Source organism: Paracoccus sp. UBA5162 (assembly GCF_002413585.1).
Lineage (GTDB): Bacteria > Pseudomonadota > Alphaproteobacteria > Rhodobacterales > Rhodobacteraceae > Paracoccus.
Map to the genome: position 1 here is coordinate 9,966 of NZ_DHXG01000082.1, position 9,130 is coordinate 19,095.

Sequence of the window (9,130 nt, forward strand, 5' to 3'; positions counted from 1 at the left end):
GCATCGGGTTCGGTCAGGCCGAAACAGCCGATCCATTCGCCCGAGGCCAGTTTCGGCAGGTATCTGCGACGCTGTGCGTCGCTGCCATAGGCGTGGATCGGATACATCACCAGCGAGGATTGCACCGACATCATGCTGCGATAGCCCGAATCGACCCGCTCGACCTCGCGCGCGATCAGCCCGTAGGCCACGTAGGATGCGCCGATGCCGCCGAATTCCTCGGGGATGGTGACGCCCAGCAACCCCATCTCTCCCATTTCGCGAAAGATGTCGGGGTCGGTCGTCTCGTCACGATAGGCGGCGATGACGCGGCCTTGCAGCTTGTCCTGGGCATAGGCCCGGGCCGCGTCGCGCAGCATCCGTTCCTCTTCGCTCAGTTGATCCTCCAGCCGGAACGGATCTTCCCAGTCGAACCGGACCGGAACCGGGCTATCCTTGGCTGCCATCGCGTCTTCTCCTGCATCTGCCTGACCGATCTCTAGCCTGCGGGATGAAAGGCTGGCAATGGCGCCACATCACGAAAGGGTTCACGCGCATGTTGGAACCGGTCGGAAAAACCTCTGTTATTGCGGTAACCGGGAAACACCGACGGAGGATGTTGCGCCATGCGCCGAATCATACATAACACGACGGCGATAGCCGCCTGCCTGTCTATCTTCGCCTCAGGCGCGGCAATCGCCGAAACAGCCGTCCAGCCGAACCCATCCTACAGGGTGGCGCAGGCGCAAGGGCAAGGAAACGATGTGTCGCCGCAGGATGAAGGCACGCTGAAGAAGCTGATCGAGGCGGAAAAGCAGAAACAGGCCCGGGAAAGGGCGCAGAAGGAAAAGCAGGCCGAGGCGCAGAAAAAGTCGCGCGACGAAAAGAAGCCTGACAAGACCAAGGCGGAAAACGGCAAGAAGAAAGATGCCGCGTCCGGGTCGGCCAAGGCCAAGGCCAAGGAAGACAAGCGACCCGCCAAGGCCGATCGCGCCAAGGATGGCACCCGCCCGAAGGAAAAGGCCGCCGCGCGCAAGGCCGAGGACGCCAAGCGCCCCGCGCAGGCTGATCGCGCCAGGCAGGAACAGCGGCCGCGCGGCAAGGATGACCGCCAGGATCGGGCGGCGAAGGACAAGAAACGGAACGATGGCGACCGCGCCAAGGGCCGTGCCGAAGCCGTCAGGGACGAGAACAAGGCAGACCGTGCCCGTGAGCGCGACGACCGCAAAGACCAGGGCCAGGGCACGCTGGGCAAGGCGATCACCGACGCCAAGTCCAGGCAGCGTCGTGAGGCCGATGCTGGCCGGCGGCTGGTGCTGGCCAGGGGTGAGGTGGCGCGCAAGCGCACCGGCACCATGCCCGGCCTGGGCGCCGTCCTGGCATCCGAGATCGATGGCGGACTGCGCGATGGCGATCTGAAATGCCTTTCGGGAGGAAGCTATCCCTGTGGCGACCGCGAGGCGATGATCACGCCGAAGGGCGTGCTGGTCGAACGCTCGGATGATGGCCAGTTGCGGCTTGCGCCCGCAGATTCGCAAATGTTCCGCGCCAATGACAAGGGCGATCTGGTCCGGCGCGTGGCCGAGGAAGGCAACCGCGAGACCGAAGGCGCCCGTCAGGCCGCGCGCGAGACGAAAGCCTCGGATGCAAAGGCCCTGCTGGACGGGCTGACCGGTCAGGTGACGCGCGACAAGGTAACGCGCGACAACTCGCGCCAATCGTCGCAGGATTTCCAGACTTCGCTGCTCAATGCGCTGCAGCAGAAAGACGGCAACCGTCAAGCGGCGAAGAAGGACGGCAATGACAACAACGATCTGACCAGGGCTCTGGTGCTGGGACTGGGCGCGCTGGCGGTCGGATCCTATCTGAACAACAACCGTCAGGTGGCGCTCAGCTCGCCCGACCGTGTCGTCGTCACCCGTGCCGATGGCTCGCAAGAGGTCATCAAGGACGAGGTGGCGCTGCTGCGCCAGCCCGGATCCGACATCACGACCGAGAATTTCGACGATGGCTCGTCGCGAACCATCGTGACGCGCCCGGATGGCAGCAAGGTCGTCACCATCCGCGACGCCGATCTGCGGGTGCTGCGCAGGACACTGATCTCGCCCGACGGCCGCTCGACGCGGCTGATCGACGACACCAGGACGGTGGCGCCCGTCAACATCGCGGCCTTGCCGGCGCCGGCCCAGCCCGTCACCCAGCCCGAGACGCAGATGGACGAGGCGGCGCTGCGCGCTGCCCTGCAGCAAGAGGCGAATGTGGACCGCCGCTTCACGCTGAGCCAGATCCGCAACATTCCCGAGGTTCGCGCACTGGTCGCGCCGGTCGATCTTGACGCGATCACCTTCGACACCGGCTCTGCCGCGATCAAGCCCGACCAGGCGCGGCAATTGTCGACGCTGGGCAATGTCATCCAGGAGGCCGTCGCCAAGAACCCGCGCGAGATCTTCATGGTCGAGGGATATACCGATACCGTCGGCTCGGATCCGATGAACCTGGCGCTGTCGGACCGGCGCGCCGAATCGGTCGCCCTGGCACTGACGGAATATTTCGATGTGCCGCCCGAAAATCTCGTCGTGCAGGGCTATGGCGAGCAATATCTGAAAGTCCGGGCCGAGGGCGATATTCGCGCGAACCGCCGCGCGTCGGTGCGCCGCATCACCGATCTGTTGCAGACCGCCCAGGCCGAGTGATCGCCGCCACAGACAATGAGAAGGCCCCGGTCACGCCGGGGCCTTCAATCATTCGAGGCCGCACCCTGATGCTTTACAGGTGGCGCGGAAATTCGATCTTCGGGCAGCGGTCCTGCACCACCGTGATGCCCCGCGACCGGGCCTGATCGGCGGCTCCGTCATGGCGTACGCCAAGCTGCGTCCAGATCACCCTGAGCTCGGGCAGCACCGCCAGCGCCTCGTTCACGATGTCGGGCACGGCCGAGGAACGGCGAAAGATGTCCACCATGTCCACCCGCGCGTCGGGCGGAATTTCGGACAGGCTGGCATAGACGGTTTCGCCCAGAATTTCCTCTCCGGCATTGCCGGGATTGACCGGGATGATCCGGAAACCCTGTGCCTGCAAATAGCGTGCGACGCCCCAGCTTGGCCGGGTTTCATCGGCCGACAGGCCGACGACGGCGATGACCTTCGCGTCATGGGCGATCCGGGAAATATCCCTGTCGTCGTCCAGGTCGATATCCATGGCGAGCCTCCTTCCTCAACCGCAGGTCGTAGACCCATTGCATAGAAAAGGCGCCCGGTCCAGAATTCTGGCCGGGCGCTAGTCGCGGAACGAGGGACAGTGATCCGAACATGACCGTTCCGGGGCCATGTTCTGACAGACAAATGGGGATCTGCGGCGAAAAGTTCCACCCCTTTCGCGAATTCGTGATTCGCGTTTCCGCAATGCGTGACGGCCCGCGAACAGGGCGTTGCGTGCATCATCGCATCCGCGACAGCGTTTCCCGGGCCTGCATGATGACCTCGCGCGGCGCCGACAGAAGCTGCCTTTCGGCCGCCGCTGAGCGCAAGAGATACAACCGCTTGCCGATGATGACGAAATAGCGCGGATCGCCCTTCTGCTTTGTGCCCTCGGCCAGCGAGACAGGGCAGAGGCCGCCGAAACCGGGCGCATAGGATCGCGGATCCGCTTCGAACCGGGCACGGTTCTCTTCGGTGGCGAAATGCCAGATCTTGCCCTGCCACATCGTCGCGATATCGGTCCGGCCAGGGATCGGCCGCCCCGATTTCTGGTAGCTGACCACATCGTATCCGCCAAGCGCCCAGATCTGCGCGGCGGCCGGAATGACCGAAGCGAAAACGAGCAGAAGCGACAGGATCAGGGGTTTCATGTGGCCGGACGAATATTGGGGACCCGTCCTCATTGGCAGGGACGGCGGCGATTCTCAACGCCCACACGCAAATCGTCGCAGGGAAGTGAAGTCAGCGTTGTGCCGCCGCATACAGCGCCACGGCGGCCGCGTTCGACACGTTCAGCGACCCGAAATCGGCGGCAAAGGGAATTCGCGCCACGTGATCGCAGCTTCTGGTGGTCAGATCGCGCATTCCCGGCCCCTCGGCCCCCAGAACCAGACAGATCGCGCGGCCGTCCAGATCGCTCAGCAGATCGGGCAGGGGCCGGCTGCCGCTGCCATCCAGACCGATCAGCACGAAGCCCATCGCCTTCAGCTGCGACAGCGCCTCGGCCAGGTTCGGCACCCGCAGATAGGGCTGCCGTTCCAGCGCGCCCGAGGCGGTCTTGGCCAGCGCGCCGGTCTCGGGCGCGGAATGACGGGCGGGCGCGATCACCGCGCGGGCGCCGAACACCTCGGCCGAACGCAGGACCGCGCCGATATTGTGCGGGTCGCTGACCCGGTCCAACGCCACCAGCAGGGGGCGCGCCTCGCCCGGTGCCTGGCGCAGCGCGACTTCGCTGAGACTGCCCCATTTCAGCGGCTTCACCTCCAGCGCGGCACCTTGATGGACGCTATCGGGGGACAGCGGCACGGTCTTGGCGAAGACGCGCGGATCGGTGATTTCGGGCGTCATGCCGGACAGATCGCCCAGCCGGTCCACGGCGTTGCGCGTGGCCACCAGACGCAGTTTTTCCCGCGCCGGATTGGCCAGCGCGTCGCGGACCGCGTGCAGGCCGAACAGCCAGACCGTCTCGGCCGCCGCCGCGCGGCGGGTGCGTTCCTTGTCAATCACCCATGCGGGCTTTCTGGGTTTTCCGGGTCTGTCGGCCATCTGCGGATCCTTTCGCATGCTGTCCTCTTGCGCGTCCCGGAAGGGCTGTGCAAGCCCCGGCCGATGAGGGCGGGAAATCCGCTTGACGGCCTTGGGCGTCGCGGCTAATCACGCCCCCACGCCGAAGGCTGTCGGCGGGCGACGTGCTGCAAGGTGCGGCAGCGGACTGTAACTCCGCCGGGGAGACCCATGCCTGGTTCGATTCCAGGGTCGCCCACCATCTTTCATCAGATCAAGTGCTTCGCCGCTGGTTGCATCTGGCGAGACCTGCCTTGAAATCTTGCCGCCGACCGGCTGCCTCCTGTCATTCATCCACGACGTTCAGGATCTGCGGTAAGGCGGGGCAGGGAAGCAGCTGGTTCTTGGCCACGTCGCCCAGCGTGTGATTGTGCAGGAAGACATAGACATGCGCCGACAGGCTTTCCCACAGCCGGTTCGACAGCGTTTGCGCCCGCGATCCCGACACCCCGCCCGAGGCCCCGGCCCCGACATGCATGGCGCTGACGGTTTCGTCGACCGCCTCCAGCACCTCGGCGATGCGGATCGTTTCGGCCGCGCGGGCAAGGCGATACCCGCCGCCGGGGCCGCGCACCGAGGTCACCAGACCCGCGCGTCGCAGCCGCACGAAAAGCTGTTCCAGATAGGGCAGCGAGATGTCCTGGCGTTTCGAAATCTCGGCCAGCGAAGTCATCTCGTCCTGGCGCGCGATCGCCAGATCGGTCAGCGCAATGATGGCATAGCGCCCCTTGGTCGACAGTTTCATCGCCCGCTCTCCCCTCGCCGTGCACGCCGCATTGACGGGTGTCGCACGGCTGCGTTATGCCGCCGAGGCCCGTTTCTTGCGCAATCGGTGCCGGCTTCCCAGATGATACGGTCTAGAAGCCGGACGCGAAGGCGTCAAGGAACCACCAAGTTCGTGAAGGACGACGATGCCAGAGCTGATTTTTCCCGGCCCCGAAGGCCGCCTCGAGGGCCGCTATCACCCGCAGCCGGGCAAGCCCGACGCCCCCATCGCCATCGTCCTGCATCCGCATCCCCAATACGGCGGCACGATGAACAACCGCGTGGTTTACAACCTGCATTATGCGTTCCATAACATGGGCTTCACCGTGATGCGGTTCAATTTCCGCGGCGTCGGGCGTAGTCAGGGCGAATTCGATCAGGGGATCGGCGAATTGTCCGATGCCGCCTCGGCGCTGGACTACCTGCAGGCGATGAACCCGAATTCCAAGCATTGCTGGGTGGCGGGGTTCAGTTTCGGCGCCTGGATCGGGATGCAGCTTTTGATGCGACGCCCCGAGATCACCGGCTTCATCAGCGTCTCTCCGCCCGCGAACATGTATGATTTCAGCTTTCTCGCGCCCTGTCCCTCGTCGGGGCTGATCGTCAATGGCACCGCCGACCGGGTGGCGCCGCCCAAGGACACCCACACACTGGTCGGCAAGTTGCGCGAACAGAAGGGGATCACCATCACCCACGAGGAAATCGAGGGCGCTGACCACTTTTTCCGCGACGACGAGACGCATATGAATCCGATGATCGGGCTGGTGCAGAACTATGTCCGCCGGCGCCTGACCGAAAGCAGCCGCTGAGACGGCCGTGTCGGATCGTATCGCCCGCCAGATCGCCTTTCTGTGCGAGGCGGATCGGCTGAAAACGGTCCGCCGCGCGAATGTGCTGATGGATCTGTCGCGGTCCGAGAACAGCGCCGAACATTCCTGGCACGCCGCGCTGTGGGCGATGGTGTTCGGCGGATCGGACCGCGCCATCGCCATGCTGCTGCTGCACGACCTGGTCGAGATCGATGCAGGCGATCAACCGATCCATCTGGATCACGATGCCGCGGCCCTTGCCCGGGCCGAAGCCAGGGCGGCCGACCGCATTTTCGGGCTTGCAGGCGATTCAGGCGATTTGCGCGGAATCTGGGCCGAATTCGAGGCGGCCGCCTCGTCCGACGCGAACTTTGCCAAGCGCATGGATCACGCCAATCCGTTGTTTCAGGTCGTCTCTGCTGCCACGCCGCGGCCCGATCACGTCCGGATCGTACAGGCCAACTTGAATGGCGGCCGCGCCAGGCGATTGCGGCAGGACTGGCCCGAGGCGGCTGCGGCCGCCGAAGCCCTGATGCGGGGCCGCGCCGTGCCCGACGGCGATCTGGCACGGCGGCTGGCCTTTCTGGCCGAGGCCGATCGGCTGAAATCGGTCTATCGGGCCAATACGCTGATCGACGGGTCGCGGCGCGAGAACAGCGGCGAACACAGCTGGCACGTGGCGCTTTACGCGCTGGTCCTGGCCGATCTTGCCAAGGGCGCGGTCGATATCGGCCGGGTGATCCGGATGCTGCTGATTCATGATCTGGTCGAGATTGATGTGGGCGACGTGCCGCTGCATTCGGCCCAGGGTCAGGCCCACGGATCGCCCCGGATTCAGGCGGCCGAAGCCCGCGCCGCGCGCCGCATTTTCGGACTTCTGCCGCAGGATCAGGCCGCCGAATTGCTGGCGCTGTGGACCGAGTTCGAGGCCGCGGCGACACCGGACGCGGTTTTCGCAAAGGCCCTGGATCGCTGTCAGCCGGCCGTGCAGAACCTGCGCTCGGGCGGAAACGGCTGGCGCGAATATGCCGTCACGCTGGGCGATATCGAAACCCGGGTCGGAACCAGGATTGCCGCCGGGGCACCCGGCCTTTGGTCATGGCTGCATGGCGAGATCAAGGGATGGTTCGGCTGAGCCACTCAGACCACCAGCGGGCGGGCATTGGCGTTGTGGCGATCGACCAGGTGGCGTGCACGCTTGCCGGTGGCAAAGGGCCGCGCCGCGGGAAAGGCGTCGCTGCGATCGCGCAAATCCGGAAACAGGGTAAAGATTTCCTCGGCGACCGGTCCCAGAGACAGCAGCGCCTGCGGGCCGGGATAGAGTGATTCGGTCTCGGCCCCGTTCGACAGCACGATTTCGTGCTGGTCGAACATCAGATGCAGATAGGTCACCTCATCCAGATCCGCGGCCGGCTCGATGCCAGGCATCTCGGTCATCTGCTTGGCCGCAACCAGCAATTCGGATGCGCCGAACATGCGCTGCGCGATGGGTGAGCGGACCAGAACCCGGTGCTGGGGCGACACGACCAGATCGTGACGTGGCAGGCCGTCGCCCAGGGCGCCCACGCGGATGCGGATGGGGCGCATCCGCTGCATCGCCGCCAGCGCCGGCGGATCCAGTCGGCGCCGTCCGACCCAGCGGATCGGCTGCAAGCCGTGATCGCGGGTCCAGACCAGATCGCCCGGCACCAGATCCTCGACAGCCCGTTCGCCCCGATCGGTGAGGATCATCGTGCCCAGGGTAAAGCAGGGCGGGGTGACGGTCGCGAACGAGGCCATGTCATGGCGCCCGGCATAGGCCGCATTGTAATTGACGTTGAAATCCTGCGCCCGCGGCAGCGCGATCGAGACGATGGGATAGGTGGTCACGGCCGCGACCTCGGCCTGCGTGCTGTCCTGCACCGGCGGCGGAATCATGAAGACGTTGCCCGATGTGTCCTGGAAGATGCGGACCATGCTTTTGACCGTATCGGTCCGGCCATCGGGCAATAGGCGGGTGATCGCGACCTCGGTGGCGGTGAAGGCGCCATCGATCTCGTGCGAGGCGGTTTGCGTTCCGTTCAGCGAATAGCTGATCTTTTCCTGCTCGCCCCGCCAGTTGTTCGTCAGCAACTGACCATCGCCGTTGTCGTCCTGCATCGTGACGGCGGTCAGCTTGCCGTAAAGCGGATCCTCGGCGCTGCCGAAGGATTTCCCGGCAAAGATCCGTGTCGCTTTTTCCGAGGCAAAGCTGCGTTCGTCAGGATCGATGTCCGCGAACTGGCCCAGATGGATCATGTTGTAGGTCGGGTATTCGATCATTTTGAAACCATCCACGCTGAAAACTCGACGATGGCTATCACGTCCGACCTGGAAACGCATGGGGATTGAGTTTGAAAATTTATTAAAATCAGGTTGTTAACCTAAAAATAACGCCCGCGGAACGCTGATTGCATACAGTCGCATACATTCTTTCCTTTCGCGACCGGACGGGGTATGACCGCGGCAATCCGAATCCAACGCCAAAGGGGGCATCATGTCGAAAATCAAGGTAGAGAACCCCGTCGTCGAGCTTGATGGCGACGAGATGACCCGCATCATCTGGGATTTCATCAAGCAGAAACTGATCCTGCCCTATCTGGATATCGACCTGAAATATTACGATCTGGGCATCGAGGAACGCGACCGCACCGACGATCAGATCACCGTGGACGCGGCCGAGGCGATCAAGAAGCACGGCGCCGGCGTCAAATGTGCCACGATCACCCCGGATGAGGCGCGCGTCGAGGAATTCGGCCTCAAGAAGATGTGGCGCAGCCCGAACGGCACGATCCGCAA

At 64.4% G+C, this 9,130-nt stretch carries 10 protein-coding genes and 1 tRNA gene; 5 read left to right on the forward strand and 6 right to left on the reverse strand.

What is annotated here, in order from left to right:
- On the reverse strand, window positions 1–446 hold a 446-nt coding region (locus B4A72_RS13745), incomplete at its 3' end, for an acyl-CoA dehydrogenase family protein (protein ID WP_292978850.1).
- Between the two features lie 297 nt (window positions 447–743).
- Here B4A72_RS13745 and B4A72_RS13750 point away from each other — a divergent pair.
- Window positions 744–2,672 (forward strand): OmpA family protein, encoded by a 1,929-nt coding sequence (locus B4A72_RS13750; protein WP_292978852.1) that lies wholly within the window; start codon window positions 744–746, stop codon window positions 2,670–2,672.
- Between the two features lie 73 nt (window positions 2,673–2,745).
- Here the strand turns inward: B4A72_RS13750 and B4A72_RS13755 are convergent, their stop codons facing one another.
- The 3 genes from B4A72_RS13755 to B4A72_RS13765 all read right to left on the reverse strand — a co-directional run bounded on the left by B4A72_RS13755 (window position 2,746) and on the right by B4A72_RS13765 (window position 4,721).
- Window positions 2,746–3,177, reverse strand: a complete 432-nt coding sequence (locus tag B4A72_RS13755) for a CoA-binding protein (protein ID WP_292953435.1) — start codon at window positions 3,175–3,177, stop codon at window positions 2,746–2,748.
- 238 nt (window positions 3,178–3,415) lie between these two features.
- Window positions 3,416–3,826: a YHS domain-containing (seleno)protein gene (locus B4A72_RS13760; protein ID WP_292953432.1), complete on the reverse strand. Its 411-nt coding sequence runs from the start codon at window positions 3,824–3,826 to the stop codon at window positions 3,416–3,418.
- 91 nt (window positions 3,827–3,917) lie between these two features.
- A complete protein-coding gene (locus B4A72_RS13765) occupies window positions 3,918–4,721 on the reverse strand; it encodes a TrmH family RNA methyltransferase (protein ID WP_292953429.1) in 804 nt (267 codons plus the stop codon).
- Between the two features lie 136 nt (window positions 4,722–4,857).
- On the opposite strand from B4A72_RS13765, the gene B4A72_RS13770 reads away from it, so the two are divergent.
- A tRNA-Tyr gene (locus B4A72_RS13770) sits at window positions 4,858–4,941 on the forward strand.
- A gap of 84 nt (window positions 4,942–5,025) precedes the next feature.
- On the opposite strand, the gene B4A72_RS13775 is transcribed toward B4A72_RS13770, so the two are convergent.
- The gene (locus tag B4A72_RS13775) at window positions 5,026–5,484 is read right to left on the reverse strand and encodes an Rrf2 family transcriptional regulator (protein WP_292978854.1); all 459 of its coding nucleotides are present in this window, start codon (window positions 5,482–5,484) and stop codon (window positions 5,026–5,028) included.
- A gap of 166 nt (window positions 5,485–5,650) precedes the next feature.
- On the opposite strand from B4A72_RS13775, the gene B4A72_RS13780 reads away from it, so the two are divergent.
- The gene (locus B4A72_RS13780) at window positions 5,651–6,313 is read left to right on the forward strand and encodes an alpha/beta hydrolase (RefSeq protein ID WP_292953423.1); all 663 of its coding nucleotides are present in this window, start codon (window positions 5,651–5,653) and stop codon (window positions 6,311–6,313) included.
- 7 nt (window positions 6,314–6,320) lie between these two features.
- Window positions 6,321–7,448 carry an HD domain-containing protein gene (locus B4A72_RS13785; protein ID WP_292953420.1) on the forward strand — a complete coding sequence of 376 codons (1,128 nt, stop codon included), beginning with the start codon at window positions 6,321–6,323 and terminating at the stop codon, window positions 7,446–7,448.
- A 5-nt stretch (window positions 7,449–7,453) separates the two neighbouring features.
- On the opposite strand, the gene B4A72_RS13790 is transcribed toward B4A72_RS13785, so the two are convergent.
- Window positions 7,454–8,614 carry a Hint domain-containing protein gene (locus B4A72_RS13790; protein ID WP_292978856.1) on the reverse strand — a complete coding sequence of 387 codons (1,161 nt, stop codon included), beginning with the start codon at window positions 8,612–8,614 and terminating at the stop codon, window positions 7,454–7,456.
- Between the two features lie 214 nt (window positions 8,615–8,828).
- Here B4A72_RS13790 and B4A72_RS13795 point away from each other — a divergent pair.
- On the forward strand, window positions 8,829–9,130 hold a 302-nt coding region (locus tag B4A72_RS13795; protein WP_292978858.1), incomplete at its 3' end, for an isocitrate/isopropylmalate family dehydrogenase.